Here is a 17,260-nt window from a genome sequence, read left to right on the forward strand (position 1 = left end):
TGCTGAAAGCATCTAAGCATGAAGCCCCCTTCAAGATGAGATTTCCCATTACGCAAGTAAGTAAGATCCCTCAGAGAAGATGAGGTTGATAGGTCCGGGGTGTAAGTGCGGCGACGTACGTAGCTGACGGATACTAATTGATCGAGGACTTAACCTAATAAGTTAAAAGGGTTTGATTGACCCTGATTTGTGAACATTATCATTCGTTTTATCCAGTTTTGAGCGAACAAGCTCAGGAAGTCTGGTGGCGATAGCGAAGAGGTCACACCCGTTCCCATACCGAACACGGAAGTTAAGCTCTTCAGCGCCGATGGTAGTTGGGGGCTTCCCCCTGCAAGAGTAGGACGTTGCCAGGCACTTAAAGAGTCATTACCACATGGTAGTGGCTTTTTTTGTTTATACATAAGAAAAACCGAAGGCTGTATTAATGTCAATCGCAGTTGAGGATGTTGTGAATTCATACCAAGACACCTCGCGGAAGCAGCAAGACATTAAAAGCCATTGCCAATGAGGTAGTGGTTTTTCATTTTTAAAAAGTGTTGGGATAAGGTTTTGTTTATTTCTAGAAAGGGGTGGTCGTATTGTTAATGGTATTAATTATTTTTGCTATTAACATCGTTTACGTGACATTTTTCACGGTTCGAATGATTTTAACGTTAAAAGGGTATAGGTATATTGCGGCTGGTGTCAGTATGATTGAAATTGTTATCTATGTAGTTGGTCTTGGACTTGTGCTAGATAATCTGAATGAAATTCAAAACTTGGTCGCTTACGCAGTCGGATATGGTTGCGGAGTTATTATTGGCACGAAAATAGAGGAGAAAATGGCTTTAGGCTATATAACCGTAAATGTGATCACAGCTGATGAGGATAAGTTACTACCAAAATTGCTGAGAGACCAAGGTTATGGTGTAACGGACTGGTCAGCAAATGGCATGGAAGGAAATCGATCCGCGCTTCAAATACTGACTCCCCGAAAATATGAACTAAAACTTTATACGACAATCAAAGAATTAGACCCAAAGGCATTTATAATTTCTTATGAACCAAAAGCGATTCATGGCGGGTTCTGGGTGAGGTCAATTAAGAGAGGTAATTTGTTTAAATGAAACAAAAGAAAACGATTTGGTTCGGGGTTGCTGAAAACGAAACTATCGATGAGTGTTTGAAGAGGATGGAACGGGAAGGCTATCAGGTAGCCGGGAAAAAAGAGGAGCCGATTTTTTCAGATATTGACGGAGAAATTGTCCCGATTCGTCAAATAATCAAGTTCAAAGGTACTTTGAAGTAAAAAAGCCGAACGATAATTTTTGATGTCGCTTAAATGTTCGCTTTTACGTTGACGAATGGCATGTTTATTGATAAAATAAGTAATGTAATTCAGAATCCCCATATAAACTGAAGAATTGGCTTCAGTGTTTCTACCGTGACACCTTAATGTCTGGACTATGCGGGAAAGCGACTTTTTAGGAAATGATAGCGAAAGGTGTGTGTCCTTAGGAATGAGCACAGTCATCTTAACGCATATTATATATCCTCGAATGATCTGCTTTTCATGTTCAGTGGAAAGTAGTTTATTCGAGGTTTTTTTTGATTTTAAAAACACCTGATAGTAAATAATGAACTTTTATCTTAAAGGAGCGGAATAATTGTGGCGCCGAAAATCGGAGTTATTATGGGAAGTAAAAGTGATTGGGAAACAATGAGACATGCGTGCGAAGTTTTGGACGAGCTTGAAGTTTCTTATGAAAAGAAAGTTGTTTCAGCGCACAGAACACCGGATTACATGTTTGAATATGCTGAGCAAGCCGAGAAACACGGATTATCAGTAATTATTGCTGGTGCTGGCGGAGCGGCTCATTTACCAGGTATGGTTGCTTCTAAAACTTTATTGCCGGTAATTGGTGTTCCAATTCAGTCGCAAGCCCTTAATGGCATGGATTCTTTGCTTTCAATTGTTCAAATGCCGGGCGGTGTTCCGGTCGCGACAGTTTCCATTGGGAAAGCAGGAGCTACAAACGCCGGACTTCTAGCCGCTCAAATGCTTGGGATTACAGATAAAGATTTAATGAATCGGATAAATGAACGTCGGTTGAAAATGAAGGAAATGGCACTAGAAAGCAGTGGTGATTTAGTTTGAAGGTGATCTATCCCGGAAAGGTTATAGGAATTATAGGCGGTGGACAGCTTGGCCGCATGATGGGAGTAGCCGCAAAAGAGGCCGGATTCAAAATTGCGGTATTGGATCCAACTGAGGATTCCCCTTGCGGACAAATCGCGGATATTCGAATAGTTGCTCCGTATAATGATGAAGCAGCTTTAAAGGAACTTGCAGAGGTTAGCGATGTTATCACGTACGAATTTGAGAATATCGATTATGAAGGCTTGAAAACATTATGCGAGACGGCATATGTTCCACAAGGATCTGAACTTGTTCGAATTACGCAAAACCGCATGAACGAAAAAGCCGAAATAACTGCATCGGGTGCTCCCGTTGCCGACTATATTACGGCTGAAACCTTTGAAGAACTGAAAAGTAAAATTGATAATGTAGGTTTTCCTTGCATTGTAAAAACTGCATTCGGCGGCTATGACGGAAAAGGACAAGTTAAATTAGATTCACTAGAAGATTTAGATGAAGCAGAGGCTTTATTTAAAAATTCACCTTGTATAGCAGAAGCATTTGTTCCTTTTGAAAAAGAAATCTCTGTTATTATCCAGCGAAATGCTGCTGGTGAATCTTATTGCTTGCCCATTTCGGAAAATATCCATAAGAATCATATACTGCACGAATCGATTGTACCGGCGCGGGTAGAGGAAAATGTTTTGGTGAAAGCTGAAGAAGCGGCAACTAAAATTGCAAATCATTTGGAACTTGTCGGTACGCTAGCAGTAGAAATGTTCGTGCTCAATGATGGTGATATCGTGATTAATGAACTTGCCCCGAGACCGCATAATTCGGGACATTATTCAATTGAGGCATGTAATATTTCACAGTTTCACCAGCATATTCGTGCGATTTGCGGTTGGCCGCTTCGAAAACCAAAGCTTTGGGCACCGTGTATTATGGTTAATGTACTTGGAGAGCATGTCGAAGCTTTAAACGAAGCATTTCAAAAGTATCCCGATTGGTCAATCCATTTATATGGCAAAGCAGAAGCGAAACTGCAACGTAAAATGGGGCATATCACCATTATGACGGAGAGCATTGAGTCGACATTAAATGAAATTGATTCGACAGGTATTTGGTCAGACTAAACAAAGAAATTTTCTAATTCACACGGCATTCATTAATTGAAGAAATGAAACTTCATTCAGGAGGAACTAACATGACAAAAGTAAACGTATATGTGACACTTCGTGAAAGTGTTGTTGATCCACAAGGAATTGCTACAACAGACGCACTAAAAAATATGGGCTTTGCTGAAGTGACGAGTGTTCGAATCGGGAAGTTAATTGAACTTGAGATTGATGAAACGACAACTGATATTGATGCGCGTGTGAAAGAGATGTGCGACAAGCTTCTTATTAATAAAGTGATTGAAGACTACCGTTATGAAATCGAGGAGGCTTGAATCCGATGAAGTTTGCTATTCTTGTTTTTCCAGGTTCAAGTTGCGATGTAGATATGCACCATGCGATCAATGAAGTGCTTGGTGAAAAAGCGGATTATGTTTGGCATACTGAGGCTAATTTAGAAGACTTTGATGCGGTGATCATACCAAGCGGATCGTCTTATGGGGATTATCTTCGCCCGGGTGCACTGGCTAAAGGTTCTCCAGCAGTGGAAAGCTTGATCTCATTTGTCGAATCTAAGAAGCCTGTATTAGGTGTTGGTAACGGTTTTCAAATTTTAACGGAATTACATCTGTTGCCGGGTGCTTTTCTTCAAAATAAAGAATTGCTTTTTAAATCGGGCAATGCAAAGTTGAAAGTTGAAAATGCGGATTCCATCTTTACTTCTGAATATGACGAAGGACAAGAAATTACGATTCCATTTGCGCAAGCATACGGAAATTATTACGTCGATAAAACGACGTTAGCTGAGTTAAATGAAAATGGACAAATCACATTTACCTATAAAGACGAAAACGATAATGGCAGTACTGAAAAAATCGCGGGTGTTTTGAATGAATATGGAAACGTGCTAGGAATATTGCCGTTACCTGAACGTGCGATCGAAGAGCTTATCGGTGGTACCGATGGATTGCCTCTATTCAAGTCAATTTTGAAAAGGTGGAATGAAAACAATGTCAACCAATCATGAACCAAGCGCAGAGCAAATTCAAGATGAGAAATTGTACCGTCAAATGGGAATGACTGATGAAGAATTCGAACTTGCGGTAAAAAGCATGGGTCGCTTACCAAACTATACAGAAACAGGATTGTTTTCGGCTCTTTGGTCCGAACACTGTTCATATAAAAGCTCGAAACCGATTTTGAAAAAGTTTCCGACTAGTGGCGAACGTGTTCTTCAAGGTCCTGGTGAAGGTGCGGGGATTGTTGACATCGGCGATAACCAAGCAGCAGTTTTCAAAATGGAATCACATAACTCGCCATCCGCTATTGAACCGTTTATCGGTGCAGCGACAGGCGCGGGCGGGGTTCTTCGCGATGTATTTTCAATGGGTGCACGCCCAGTAGCACTTGTCAATTCGCTTCGTCTTGGGGATTTGACAGAGGAGCGAGACCGTTTCTTATTCAAAGAAGCAGTTGCGGGTATTGCTAGTTACGGAAACGGAATTGGAATTCCAACAATTGCGGGTGAAGTGCAATTCGATAATTGCTATTCGAAGCGTCCACTCGTAAATGCGATGGCAGTTGGGTTGCTTAATCATGAAGATATTCAAAAAGGTGTTGCTGCGGGTGTTGGTAATACTGTCATGTATGCTGGCGCTAAAACAGGACGCGATGGCATACATGGAGCAACGATGTCCTCTTCTGAATTAACAGTTGAAGAAGATGGTGAGTTGCCAGTCATGCAAGCCGGCGATCCGTTTCTTGAAAAACTTGTGATGGATGCATGTCTTGAACTTGTAAAATCAGATGCGCTTATTGGGATACAAGATATGGGTGCGGCTGGACTTTCATCTGCATCTGCTGAAATGGCATCAAGTGCCGGATACGGCGTTGAAATGAATTTGGATCTAGTGCCGCAACGTGAAGAGGGAATGACTGCATATGAAATGATGCTTTCAGAATCTCAAGAACGTATGTTAATCGTCGTGAAAAAAGGTCGCGAACAAGAAGTAACCGATCTTTTTGCAAAATACGGCGTTGAAGCAGTTTCAATTGGAAAAGTAACGGATGATAAAATGCTCCGTTTACTCCATAAAGGTGAAGTAGTGGCGGAAGTATCAGCAGATGCACTTGCTGAAGATGCGCCGGTTTATTATAAAGAATCAGCGGAACCAGATTACTTTAAAGAATTTCAAGCAATGGAAATGTCTGAACCAGTTGTTGAAGATTTAAGCGAAACATTAAAAGCACTTTTACAACGTCCAACAATCGCGTCGAAGGAATGGGTATATAACCAATTTGATACGCATGTTCGCCGAAATACAGTTGTCGCGCCAGGTTCATCCGCGGGTGTAATCCGTGTCGAGGGCACGAACAAAGGGTTGGCAATGACTTCTGATTGCAACTCGCGTTATGTTTATCTGGATCCGGAAACAGGTGGGAAAATTGCGGTTGCGGAAGCGGCAAGAAACATTATTTGTTCGGGCGCTGAACCGATTGCGATTACGGACTGCTTGAACTTCGGAAATCCGGATAAGCCAGAAGTGTTCTGGCAGTTTGAGAAATCAGCGGCCGGGATTTCAGAGGCATGCATCAAGTTAAATGCGCCAGTGATTAGCGGTAACGTTTCGATGTCGAATGAAGTGAACGGTGTAGCAATTTATCCGACGCCGACAATCGGGATGGTTGGATTGGTTCACGATTTATCTCACGTTACGACAACTGAATTTAAAAATGCTGATGATGTTATCTATTTGATTGGTGAAACAAAGCTTGATTTTGGTGGCAGCGAACTACAGCAAATGCAAGAGGGCAAGATTTCTGGACAAGCTCCTTCCATTGATTTAGACGTAGAAGCTTCTAGACAAAAAGAACTTCTTACTGCAATACAAAATAACCTTGTTGAATCAGCAACTGACTTGTCAGAAGGCGGATTTGCGGTTGCGCTTTGTGAAAAAGCATTTGGCGCTAATGGACTTGGTGCAAATGTGACTATTTCCGGGTCAGCAGTCACTGCTTTGTTCAGTGAATCGCAATCGCGTTATCTTGTTTCGGTTAAGAAAGAAAATGCTGAAGCTTTTGAAGCTGCTGTAAAAGATGCGATGAAAGTTGGCGTAGTTACTGATACTGATCGAATTGTTGTTAACGGTGAAGACACGGTATTAATCGACGGAACGGTTGAAGAGTTCCGTTCTGCTTGGAGAGGGGCAATTCAATGCTTGCTGAACTCAGAGGCTTAAACGAAGAGTGCGGCGTGTTTGGAATTTGGGGTCATGAGGATGCGGCGCAGATCAGTTATTATGGTCTGCACGCATTGCAACATCGTGGTCAAGAAGGCGCTGGTATCGTTACGAAGGATAGCAAAGGACTTCATGTGCATAAAGGCGAAGGTCTGGTGAATGAAGTGTTTTCCGGCGATGAAATAAACAGCTTGACGGGAAACGCTGCAATTGGACAAGTGCGTTATTCGTCAGAGAATGGTCGTGGCATTGAAAATGTTCAACCGCTCGTTTTTCGTTCAACGACGGGAAGTCTCTCGGTCGCGCATAACGGCAACATCGTAAATGCAGCAGAACTTCGGGAGCATCTTGAGCGACAAGGCAGTATTTTTCAGACGAATTCGGATACCGAGGTGCTTGCCCATTTAATTAAAAGAAGTAATGGGACACCTAGACAGCGCGACCGCGTGAAAAAAGCATTGTCGATGCTTAGAGGCGCTTTTGCGTTTGTCATTTTAACAGAAGACGGTTTACTGATTGCGCAGGATCCAAACGGTCTTCGCCCATTATCCTTGGGGAAAATGGGGGATGCGTGGGTTGTGGCATCGGAAACATGCGCATTCGATATTATCGGTGCCCAAAGCGTGCGTTCGGTTGAACCGGGCGAATTAATCATTATTAATGACCAAGGTCTTCATTCAGAACGGTTTGCACCAGCTGCAGATTCTGCCATGTGCTCGATGGAATATGTTTATTTTGCACGACCTGACTCGGACATCGACGGAATCAATATCCACTCGGCACGGAAGCGTTGCGGCAAGAGGCTGGCGCGTGAAGTGCAGATTGAGGCGGATGTCGTCACTGGAGTTCCGGATTCAAGCATTTCAGCTGCAATCGGTTTTTCAGAAGAAAGCGGAATTCCATATGAACTAGGACTTATTAAAAGCCGTTACGTAGGGAGAACATTCATCCAACCTTCACAAGAATTACGTGAGCAAGGTGTCAAGATGAAATTATCTCCTGTGCGTCAAGTTGTGAATGGTAAACGGGTCGTCATGGTGGATGATTCGATTGTCCGCGGAACGACGTCTAAGCGGATTGTGAAAATGTTGAAAGAAGCAGGCGCGACAGAAGTGCATGTCGTCATTGCATCGCCTCCGCTTGTCAGTCCATGTTTTTACGGCGTTGATATTAGTACGGATTCTGAATTGATCGCGACAAATCGTTCTATTGAAGAAATTCGCGAATTAATTGAAGCGGATTCGCTGACATTTTTATCGCCGGAAGGCATGTTAGAGTCAATTGGGCGACCGGATAAAACGAAAAATTGCGGGCAATGTCTTGCGTGCTTTACAGGCGATTATCCGACGGAGATTTATGCGGATACAGTTATGCCACACGAAAAAGAAACTGTTAGATAGGGGGCTTTTCCATGTCGAATGCTTATGAAAAAGCGGGAGTCAATATTGAAGCGGGTTATGAATCGGTTGAGCGTATGAAATCCCATGTTGCGCGCACGGTAAGAAAAGGAGTCGCAGGTACTTTTGGCGGCTTCGGCGGAATGTTCGATTTGTCAGCACTTGATTATAAAGAGCCGGTATTGATCTCTGGAACTGACGGTGTTGGCACGAAATTGAAATTGGCTTTCATGGCTGATAAACATGACACGATCGGTGTCGATTGTGTCGCTATGTGTGTGAATGATATCGTCGCACAAGGTGCGGAACCGTTATATTTTCTTGATTATATCGCGCTTGGAAAAGCAGTGCCTGAAAAAGTTGAAGCCATTGTAAAAGGAATCGCAGATGGATGCGTTCAGTCGGGAGCGGCGTTAATCGGCGGAGAAACAGCCGAGATGCCAGGACTTTACGACGTGAATGAATATGATCTTGCTGGTTTTGCAGTTGGCGCTTGTGAAAAGAGCGATGTTGTTACAGGCGAAAGAGTAGTTGAAGGCGATGTATTAGTAGGAATTGCTTCTAGCGGAATCCATTCGAACGGATTTTCACTTGTTCGTAAAATCGTTCTCGAGGATGAAGGCTATGAAATTAATAGTTTGATCGCGGGGTATGAAGAGCTGGGAACAGTCGGGAATGCGCTTCTTGAGCCAACGAAAATCTATGCAAAGCCTGTATTAGCGATGCATAAACAACTCGATATCCATTCAATGGGGCATATTACGGGTGGCGGTTTCTTTGAAAATTTGCCGCGCATGTTGCCGGATGGATTCGCAGCAGAAGTTGAACTCGGCTCATGGGAAGTCTTGCCAGTATTCAATATGCTAAAAGAAAAAGGTTCACTTTCGGATAAGGACCTATATAGCGTATTTAATATGGGGATTGGATTTGTCGTTGCTTTACCAGAAGAGGAAGCTGAGAAGGCGCTCCAAATTGCAGCTGAACATGGTGAAAAAGCGTTTAAGTTCGGTCGTGTGATTGCGGGAGAAGGCGTCGTGTTTAACGGCGAGCATGACGGGAGCCTGGCTTAATGACACGGAAAACAAAAATTGCTGTATTCGCTTCCGGAAGCGGAAGTAATTTCGCAGCAATCGAAGAGGCATGCAGGAACGGCGAGTTAAATGCGGAAATTGCTCTAGTCGTGACAAATAAACCCGAGGCGTATGTAGTAGAACGCGCTGAAATGGCCGGCATTCCAGTTGCTGCATTTCGTCCGAAAGATTACGAGTCTAGAGAATTCTACGAGGCAGCAATTCTAGAGTCGCTTCAAGAAGCAGGGGCGGAATGGCTTGTACTTGCGGGCTATATGCGACTAGTCGGGCATACGCTTCTCGCTGCCTACCCATCGCGAATCGTCAATATTCATCCTTCGCTTCTACCGTCTTTTCCAGGAAAAGATGCGATTGGACAAGCAATCGAGCACGGCGTAAAAGTCACTGGAGTTACCGTTCATCTTGTCGATGAAGGAATGGATACGGGACCGATACTTGCGCAGTGCGCAGTTGATGTTGTAGACGGCGACGCTGAAAAGACGGCGGAGGCAATTCACGCTGTTGAACATTTCTTATATAAAGATACTTTGGCCCAACTATTTCACTGAGTGGTAAACTACTAATTTTATAAAACGGAGGGTTTTATTCGTGAAAAAACGTGCACTGCTAAGCGTGTCGGACAAAAGCGGGATTTTGGAATTTGCAAAAGCTCTAGAAAGTCTCGGCTATGAATTATTATCTACAGGCGGAACGATGAAACATTTGGCGGACAACGGTGTCGCGGTAACGGCTGTCGACGAAGTGACGGGATTCCCTGAAATCATGGAAGGGCGCGTGAAGACACTTAACCCGTTAATCCACGGGGGACTTCTTGCCAAACAAGATGATCCAACACATCAAGCGCAAATGAAAGAGCATGGCATCCAGCCGATTGATATCGTTTGTGTCAACTTGTATCCGTTCAAAGAAACGATTTCAAAACCTGATGTATCCACTGAGGATGCGATTGAAAATATTGATGTCGGCGGTCCTGCAATGCTTCGTGCATCTGCGAAAAACCATGCATATGTCACGGTTATTGTCGATGCAAAAGATTACGACCAAGTTCTTGAGGAATTAAAAACAGACGGGAAAACGACCAATGAAACACGCAGACGTCTTGCGGCGAAAGTTTTCCGCCATACTGCAGCTTACGATGCATTGATTGCGAATTTCCTAACGGATCTTGCGGGAGAAGAATTCCCGGAGCAAGTCACTTATACATACGAATTAAAACAACCGCTTCGTTACGGTGAAAATCCGCATCAAAAAGCGGCATTTTACAGTCGTCCACTTGGTTCGGACTTCTCGATTGCGTATGCGAATCAGCTGCACGGCAAAGAACTTTCGTACAATAACATTCAAGATGCGAACGCTGCGATTCAAATCGTGAAAGAATTTGAAGGCGCTGCAGCAGTAGCAGTTAAACATATGAATCCTTGCGGTGTTGGTACTGGCGAAACGATTTTCGATGCGTTCAATAAAGCATACGAAGCAGATCCAGTGTCCATTTTCGGCGGCATTATTGCTTTGAACCGTGAAGTGGATGGGGCAACTGCTGAGAAGTTATCAGGTATATTCCTTGAAATTATCATCGCGCCTTCATTCACAGAAGATGCGATTGAGATTCTAACGAAGAAGAAAAACATTCGTCTACTGACTATTTCATTTGAACAAAACAAACAAGACAACTGGAATACAGTTTCTGTAGAAGGCGGACTTTTGATGCAAGAGCCTGATGCATATGGATTTGCGAATGCAGACATTCGCGTCGCGACAGACCGTGAGCCGACGGAAGCTGAATGGGAAGCGATGAAACTTGGCTGGGCAGTTGTTAAACATGTGAAGTCGAACGCAATTGTCGTGTCTGATGATCATATGACGCTCGGCGTCGGTGCGGGGCAGATGAACCGTGTCGGTGCGGCGAATATTGCGCTTACCCAAGCAGGCGAGCGTGCAAAAGGTGCGGCGCTTGCATCAGACGCATTTTTCCCGATGGACGATACAGTCGAAGCAGCTGCGAAAGCGGGCATTACGGCAATTATCCAGCCGGGCGGCTCTGTGAAAGACGAAGATTCAATTAAGAAAGCGAACGAATACGGGATTACAATGGTAATGACCGGCGTTCGGCATTTCAAACACTAAGGAGGATAATGCATTGAAGGTACTCGTTATCGGGAGCGGCGGTCGTGAGCACGCGATTGCCAGACAGTTCAATGTCTCCCCTTCGGTCAATAAAGTATTTGTTGCACCTGGCAATGCTGGCATGAAAGATGTCGCTGAATGTATCGGGATTAGCGCCACAGATTTCGAAGCACTCGCTTCATTCGCGAAAGAAAACGACATTGATTTAACATTTGTCGGTCCTGAACAACCACTAGCAGAAGGCATCGTTGATTACTTCGCGGAACGCGGATTACAAGCTTTCGGTCCGACGAAAGCGGCGGCACTCATTGAAGGCAGTAAATCATTCGCCAAGGAACTTATGGCGAAATATAATATTCCAACAGCTGGTTACGGAACGTTTACAGACGCGGAAGAGGCGAAAGCATTCATCCGTGAAAAAGGCGCGCCGATTGTCGTCAAAGCGGATGGACTCGCGGCTGGAAAAGGTGTTATCGTTGCGATGACGCTTGAAGAAGCGATGGCGGCGGTGGACGATATGATTGGCAATCAAAAATTCGGCGAATCATCATCTCGTGTTGTCATCGAGGAGTTCTTGGACGGCGAAGAGTTCTCATATATGTCGTTTGTTCATGACGGACAGATTTACCCAATGGTTATCGCGCAAGATCATAAGCGCGCGTATGACGGCGACAGGGGACCGAATACAGGGGGAATGGGCGCGTATTCGCCTGTTCCGCAAATTTCACAAGAAGTCGTGGATGAAGCCTATGAAAAAGTCGTCGTTCCGACTGTTGAAGCGATGGCGGCTGAAGGGACTCCGTTTACGGGAATTTTGTATGCAGGTTTAATACTCACAGAGGATGGTCCGAAAGTGATTGAATTCAACGCGCGCTTCGGAGATCCGGAAGCACAAGTCGTTCTTCCGCGCATGGCATCTGATTTCGGTGAATTTATGACTGCACTTATGGCTAGTAAACCGTTTGATTTGGAGTGGAATGACAAAGCAATGTTAGGCGTTGTTGTTGCTTCCGATGGGTATCCTGAAGCTGTTTTGAAAGGGAGCGTATTACCGAATTTAGATTCACTATCAAGACAAGGATTAGATGTTTTTCATGCAGGAACAAAATTGTATGACGGAAACTTTGTCGGTGACGGTGGCCGAGTAATTCTAATTGCGGCGAAAGCAGACTCTTTAAAAGAAGCACAGAAAAGTGTTTATGAAGGTTTATCATACCTGGAATGGGACGGGTTTTTCTACCGTACTGATATTGGTTGGCGAACGTTTGAATAAATTGAAGTCCGCTCTCTCTTAGTTGGGAGAGTGGACTTTTTAATGCTTGAAGGTTAGAAGTCAGAGCTTCTGCATCGAATTTCCTCTTCTGGAGTATAAGCCTGCTAGGTCGTTTCATCTTCCATTGCCATTTTTCAACTAATTTTCTCCTCATAGTCATCTTTGTATGAAAAATTTCATATAGAGACTTAGGCTTTATTGCCGGTAAATTTTAATAAATCATGTGAAGGTGTGTTAGTAAATGATTAACACTAGAAAAAATGCCACAAGCAAACATAGTAATTTTTGATAAGTCGGATTATAATATATTTGAGCCTGAATGGAAATATTTATTAATTATTAAGCATTCAGTCGGGGCATGAACAGAAAGAGATTTAGGATGTGTAGAATGAAATGAATTAAGAGGTGGGCAGAGGTTGGAATTTTTTATTAAACCTATAGCATTTGTAAGTAATTCGAGAACGAAGATTAAAGATGACGATTGGGGATCCACCGTTTCAGAGATTGAACTTGTAGATGAATTGAATGAGTCCTCTCTTCAAGGGATAGATGAATTTTCTCACCTTGAAATCATTTTTTATTTTGACAAAGTTTTGGATGAAGAAATTCAATCCGGGGCCCGGAATCCTCGTAATAATCAACAATTCCCGAAGGTAGGCATATTTGCGCAACGTGGAAAAAATAGACCGAACAAATTAGGGTTAACTACCGTTGAGCTAATCGAACATAATGGAAGAAGATTAATAGTGAAAGGGTTAGATGCAATTGATGGTACTCCAATTATTGATATAAAACCAGTCATGAAAGAATTTCTTCCGAAGAAAGAAATAAAACAGGCACAATGGTCTACTGAACTGATGAAAGATTATTGGAATTAAACCAATAAAAATAATCCTGATCTTGAATGATCAGATATCTCAAGATCAGGATTATATTAAGCGTTTAATCACTCACCTTTTTATAATTGCTGTTTATTTTCTTATAAATGATAAATCCAGCCAATCCCAACTGTAATAAGGGAACAATCAGGAGTAGTTTGCCGATAGAGGATCCAAAAATATAACAGATTAAAAGTTCAGCAACCGCTCCTACGATAAGTAGATATAAATCTTTTTGTATATACCCGATAATTCCCCATGCTGCAATACCAGTAAAAAGTATTAAAAGTATTGGTCCGATGATGTCCCAAACCATTCTCATTCCTCCCTCTATTCAACATATTTGTTTGAAAGAAAATCGCGATATTACCTACCCCCGCTTGCTCTAACATTGAGTAGGCTCGCCTCCTTCTCTGTATTTGTTCGAAGATTACTTGCACGAGTCTAAATATAGAATCATATGAAGGAAACATCCGCCTTATCCCTTTATCATATTCCGTCGCATTTCTTCATTATATTGCATATTATCAAATCCTATCTAATTCAATTCTACTATATTCGCTATGAATGTATAAAATCCTTGTTTTTATCGCTCACTATTTTTATAAGCTTCGCTGTGCTACGATTAATAACAAAGAAATAGTAGTAAAAGGAGCGAATTCAATGTGGGAGAATCATGTCATACAGGAACAACTACATATTATTGACGGCAAAAAAGCACCGGATCTCGTGATTGGTAACGCTACATATCTGCATTCTATTTATAAAAAATGGTTGACCGGCAACATCTGGATTTCAGGGGACAGGATTGTTTATGTCGGGAAAGAAATGCCGGCCATGACAAATGGTACGGAAATTGTAGATGCGACGGAAAAGAGAATTGTTCCGGGCTATATTGAACCGCATGTCCATCCGTTTCAGCTTTATAACCCGAGAACGTTCGCAGAATACGCTGGCCGTCTAGGAACTACGACGTTTATCGCAGATAATCTTACATTATTCATGTCCCTAGCAAATGAAACCTCATTTTCACTACTTGACGAATTAAATAAATTGCCGTTTTCATTTTATTGGTGGGCGAGGTTTGATTCGCAGACGGTGCTTCAAAACGAGGCGGAGCTTTATAACCTTGAGTCGATAAAGGAATGGCTAGAACGACCTGAAGTATTGATGGGCGGCGAATTAACGGGGTGGCCTCGTCTCATGGGCGGGGACCCTGCGATGGTGGCTTCCGTTCGTGAGGCAAAATTAGCTGGTAAAAAGATTGAAGGCCACTTACCGGGCGCTTCGGAAAGAACGCTTACGCGGATGAAATTACTTGGGATTGACGGCGATCACGAAGCGATGACAGTAGAAGAAGTTGAAAGCAGATTATTGCACGGCTATGCCGTAACACTTCGTCATTCATCCATCCGTCCGGATCTACCAAATTTATTAAAGGATATTGTTGAAAAAGAACTGAATGTTTTCGGCCATTTAATGATGACGACAGATGGCTCGACACCAGCTTTCCATAGCGACGGCGTCATGGATAAATGCATTCGCGCTGCGTTGGATTCGGGGGTTCCAGCGATTGACGCGTATTTAATGGCGTCTTATAATGTTGCGCGTTATTACGATATGACGGACCTACATGGAATTATTGCGACTGGGCGATTTGCCACATTAAATTTTTTGACGGATGAACGAAATCCAGTACCAACGGATGTTTTATCGAAAGGCGTTTGGTTGAAACGAGAAGGTGAATGTCCACATGCATTTCCTCCCATCGATTGGTCAGTCATTCCGCAATTTAAACCGGAATTCAATCTAACGATGGCGGATTTCTCCTTTGACGTATCAACCGGCATAGAAATGGTAAATGATGTAATTACAAAGCCGTATTCAGTAACAACTGACACGTCAGTTGATAGTTTAAAAAACAATCACGATGAAAGTTTTCTAGTGTTAATTGATAAAAAAGGAAAATGGCGCGTGAATACGATATTAAAAGGATTCGCTACGCATGTACAAGGGTTTGCAACATCCTATTCCAACACGGGAGATATTATTTTGGTAGGAAAGGACAAGTCTGCCATGTTAACTGCATACAATGAAATGAAGCGGATTGGCGGCGGTATGGTACTCACTGAAAATGGACAAGTCTTGAAAACACTTCCACTCCCGATTGGCGGCGGCTTATCTGCGGAACCGATGGAAAAACTTATCGAACAAGAACTCGAACTTAAATCTGCCTTAAAAGAACGAGGCTATCATTTCGCCGATGCAGTTTATACATTTTTATTTTTACAATCGACCCATCTGCCGTATGTCCGAATTACGCAGGTCGGTATCTATGATGTCTTGAAAAACAAAGTACTCATTCCAGTGACGGAAAGATAGGAGAAGAAGATGAAAGGTAAACAGAGCATACTCATTTATATTTTACTCGCTATATTACTAGTATCGGCTTGTAGTAAAGAAAAAGTGGAGGTACCTAGTACAGGGCCGGAAGATTCAAATACAGAAGAACCAGCCGATGAAACTGTTTTGTATGAGGCACCGTTTACGGGTGTCATGTCTGAAGAAGAAAGTTTGAGTCGTCCAGTAGCCGTAATGATCAATAATCATCCGCTTGCCAGACCCCAATCAGGATTAAGTGATGCGGATATCGTTTATGAATTAATAACAGAAGGAAATGTCACGAGATTGTTAGCTTTGTTTCAAAGTGAATTACCCGAACAAATCGGACCCGTTCGAAGCGCACGGGATTATTTTATTCATATTACTAAGGGACTTGACGCATTTTATGTTGCTCATGGATATAGCCCAGATGCACTCGATTTACTAAATGCGGGCTATGTCGACCATGTTAACGGCATGCGTTATGACGGGACTCTTTTCAAACGTTCACCGGATCGAAAAGCTCCGCATAATTCATATATTTCAAATGACAGTATAATAGAAGCTCTAGAAACGACGAATTCTTCGAAGGTAATTGACAAAATGCCGTCACTTTCTTTCCATGAATTTATTGAAAGTGCTAAAATAGGAGATAGTACTACATCTGTGGTCGTTCAAAACGGCACGCATCCAAATTTTACAAGTACGTATGCGTATAACGAAGTCAACGGGACGTATGACCGGACGGTGAACGACGTTTTAACCATCGATCACACAAACAATGAGCCGATTGCGCTTTCAAATATATTAGTGTTTGAAGCAAATCATCAGACAATCGACAAAGACGGTAGACAAGCCATCGATCTTGAATCCGGCGGCAAGGCTCTTTTATTTCAAGCAGGAATTGTAAAAGAGATTGAATGGGTAAACCTGGACGGCATCTTAACGCCATTTGACAACGGCGAACCTGCAAAACTCGTCCCGGGTAAAACATGGATTCACGTCATTAAGACAAATCCTGGGATTGGTACTAATGTTTCGTATACCATTAATGAATAATAGGCACTAATTTAACTTCCTCTGTATATATAGTGAACATAGTTGATTGGAGTGGAGGGCGGCGGCTCCAGCGGGCTCACCGTCCGCCCTTAATGGAAATCACCATTATTAAGGTACTTTGCTAATGTTGGACACTAACAGTACCCTTGGCGAATAGATTGGGAAGAGAGGGAAATCGTATGCAATTAAATAAAATACGCGGACATCAGACAGACCAACTATTTAAAGCGATTCTTGAATTGAAAACGATTGAGGAATGCTATGAATTTTTTGATGATCTTTGTACAATCAGTGAAATGCAATCACTATCACAAAGACTTGACGTAGCGCACATGCTAAATATGAAAAAAACGTACGATACGATTCAACATGATACAGGTGCAAGCACCGCTACCATTTCACGCGTTCGACGCTGTGTCGATTATGGCTCCGGCGGTTACAATAAAATTCTAAATCGCCTTTATCCGATAAAGGACGAAGAAAGCTAATAAGTTATTTTTCATGAAAAAAATAACAAGTTATTTTCCTGTAGAAAATAACCCAATAGTGAAACTTAAACAATCAACCAGGCAGAGAA

17 protein-coding genes, 2 rRNA genes and 1 riboswitch are annotated in these 17,260 nt (G+C 42.7%); of the genes, 18 read left to right on the top strand and 1 reads right to left on the bottom strand.

Annotated elements, in window-relative coordinates; translation table 11 throughout:
- The 15 genes from G8782_RS16415 to tsaA form a co-directional block, all read left to right on the top strand.
- Positions 1–157, top strand: a 23S ribosomal RNA gene (locus G8782_RS16415); the annotation flags it as partial.
- Between the two features lie 83 nt (positions 158–240).
- Positions 241–356 (top strand): 5S ribosomal RNA (gene rrf / locus G8782_RS16420).
- Between the two features lie 231 nt (positions 357–587).
- Positions 588–1,109 carry a DUF2179 domain-containing protein gene (locus tag G8782_RS16425; protein WP_172373479.1) on the top strand — a complete coding sequence of 174 codons (522 nt, stop codon included), beginning with the start codon at positions 588–590 and terminating at the stop codon, positions 1,107–1,109.
- Positions 1,106–1,291 (top strand): NETI motif-containing protein, encoded by a 186-nt coding sequence (locus G8782_RS16430; protein ID WP_172373189.1) that lies wholly within the window; start codon positions 1,106–1,108, stop codon positions 1,289–1,291. Before G8782_RS16425 ends, G8782_RS16430 begins: the two co-directional genes overlap by 4 nt.
- 78 nt (positions 1,292–1,369) lie before the next feature.
- Positions 1,370–1,469, top strand: a riboswitch (purine riboswitch).
- 182 nt (positions 1,470–1,651) lie between these two features.
- Positions 1,652–2,140 (top strand): 5-(carboxyamino)imidazole ribonucleotide mutase, encoded by a 489-nt coding sequence (gene purE / locus G8782_RS16435; protein WP_172373198.1) that lies wholly within the window; start codon positions 1,652–1,654, stop codon positions 2,138–2,140.
- On the top strand, positions 2,137–3,258 hold the full coding sequence (gene purK / locus G8782_RS16440; RefSeq protein WP_172373200.1) for a 5-(carboxyamino)imidazole ribonucleotide synthase: 1,122 nt from the start codon (positions 2,137–2,139) through the stop codon (positions 3,256–3,258). The genes purE and purK overlap by 4 nt, the downstream gene beginning before the upstream one ends.
- A 71-nt stretch (positions 3,259–3,329) precedes the next feature.
- On the top strand, positions 3,330–3,575 hold the full coding sequence (gene purS, locus G8782_RS16445; RefSeq protein ID WP_172373210.1) for a phosphoribosylformylglycinamidine synthase subunit PurS: 246 nt from the start codon (positions 3,330–3,332) through the stop codon (positions 3,573–3,575).
- Between the two features lie 5 nt (positions 3,576–3,580).
- The gene (purQ, locus tag G8782_RS16450) at positions 3,581–4,267 is read left to right on the top strand and encodes a phosphoribosylformylglycinamidine synthase subunit PurQ (protein WP_172373212.1); all 687 of its coding nucleotides are present in this window, start codon (positions 3,581–3,583) and stop codon (positions 4,265–4,267) included.
- Entirely contained in the window at positions 4,251–6,479 is a 2,229-nt protein-coding gene (gene purL / locus G8782_RS16455; protein ID WP_172373214.1) for a phosphoribosylformylglycinamidine synthase subunit PurL, read from the top strand. The genes purQ and purL overlap by 17 nt, the downstream gene beginning before the upstream one ends.
- Positions 6,455–7,879 carry an amidophosphoribosyltransferase gene (gene purF / locus G8782_RS16460; protein ID WP_172373216.1) on the top strand — a complete coding sequence of 475 codons (1,425 nt, stop codon included), beginning with the start codon at positions 6,455–6,457 and terminating at the stop codon, positions 7,877–7,879. The genes purL and purF overlap by 25 nt, the downstream gene beginning before the upstream one ends.
- A gap of 11 nt (positions 7,880–7,890) precedes the next feature.
- Positions 7,891–8,946 carry a phosphoribosylformylglycinamidine cyclo-ligase gene (purM, locus tag G8782_RS16465; protein WP_172373218.1) on the top strand — a complete coding sequence of 352 codons (1,056 nt, stop codon included), beginning with the start codon at positions 7,891–7,893 and terminating at the stop codon, positions 8,944–8,946.
- Entirely contained in the window at positions 8,946–9,515 is a 570-nt protein-coding gene (gene purN, locus G8782_RS16470) for a phosphoribosylglycinamide formyltransferase (RefSeq protein ID WP_172373220.1), read from the top strand. The genes purM and purN overlap by 1 nt, the downstream gene beginning before the upstream one ends.
- 40 nt (positions 9,516–9,555) lie before the next feature.
- On the top strand, positions 9,556–11,091 hold the full coding sequence (purH, locus tag G8782_RS16475; RefSeq protein ID WP_172373222.1) for a bifunctional phosphoribosylaminoimidazolecarboxamide formyltransferase/IMP cyclohydrolase: 1,536 nt from the start codon (positions 9,556–9,558) through the stop codon (positions 11,089–11,091).
- A 13-nt stretch (positions 11,092–11,104) separates the two neighbouring features.
- On the top strand, positions 11,105–12,364 hold the full coding sequence (purD, locus tag G8782_RS16480; RefSeq protein WP_172373224.1) for a phosphoribosylamine--glycine ligase: 1,260 nt from the start codon (positions 11,105–11,107) through the stop codon (positions 12,362–12,364).
- Between the two features lie 416 nt (positions 12,365–12,780).
- Positions 12,781–13,242, top strand: a complete 462-nt coding sequence (gene tsaA, locus G8782_RS16485; protein ID WP_172373226.1) for a tRNA (N6-threonylcarbamoyladenosine(37)-N6)-methyltransferase TrmO — start codon at positions 12,781–12,783, stop codon at positions 13,240–13,242.
- Between the two features lie 64 nt (positions 13,243–13,306).
- On the opposite strand, the gene G8782_RS16490 is transcribed toward tsaA, so the two are convergent.
- Positions 13,307–13,558 (bottom strand): hypothetical protein, encoded by a 252-nt coding sequence (locus tag G8782_RS16490; RefSeq protein WP_172373228.1) that lies wholly within the window; start codon positions 13,556–13,558, stop codon positions 13,307–13,309.
- A gap of 347 nt (positions 13,559–13,905) precedes the next feature.
- On the opposite strand from G8782_RS16490, the gene G8782_RS16495 reads away from it, so the two are divergent.
- The 3 genes from G8782_RS16495 (at position 13,906) to G8782_RS16505 (ending at position 17,171) form a co-directional block, all read left to right on the top strand.
- The gene (locus G8782_RS16495) at positions 13,906–15,624 is read left to right on the top strand and encodes an adenine deaminase C-terminal domain-containing protein (protein ID WP_172373230.1); all 1,719 of its coding nucleotides are present in this window, start codon (positions 13,906–13,908) and stop codon (positions 15,622–15,624) included.
- A 9-nt stretch (positions 15,625–15,633) separates the two neighbouring features.
- Positions 15,634–16,683, top strand: coding sequence for a DUF3048 domain-containing protein (locus G8782_RS16500; protein WP_172373232.1), 1,050 nt, complete (start codon positions 15,634–15,636; stop codon positions 16,681–16,683).
- Between the two features lie 179 nt (positions 16,684–16,862).
- Positions 16,863–17,171 (top strand): YerC/YecD family TrpR-related protein, encoded by a 309-nt coding sequence (locus G8782_RS16505; protein ID WP_172373233.1) that lies wholly within the window; start codon positions 16,863–16,865, stop codon positions 17,169–17,171.
- Positions 17,172–17,260 lie beyond the last annotated feature (89 nt).

Source organism: Sporosarcina jiandibaonis (genome assembly GCF_013184495.1).
GTDB classification, from domain to species: Bacteria; Bacillota; Bacilli; order Bacillales_A; family Planococcaceae; genus Sporosarcina; species Sporosarcina jiandibaonis.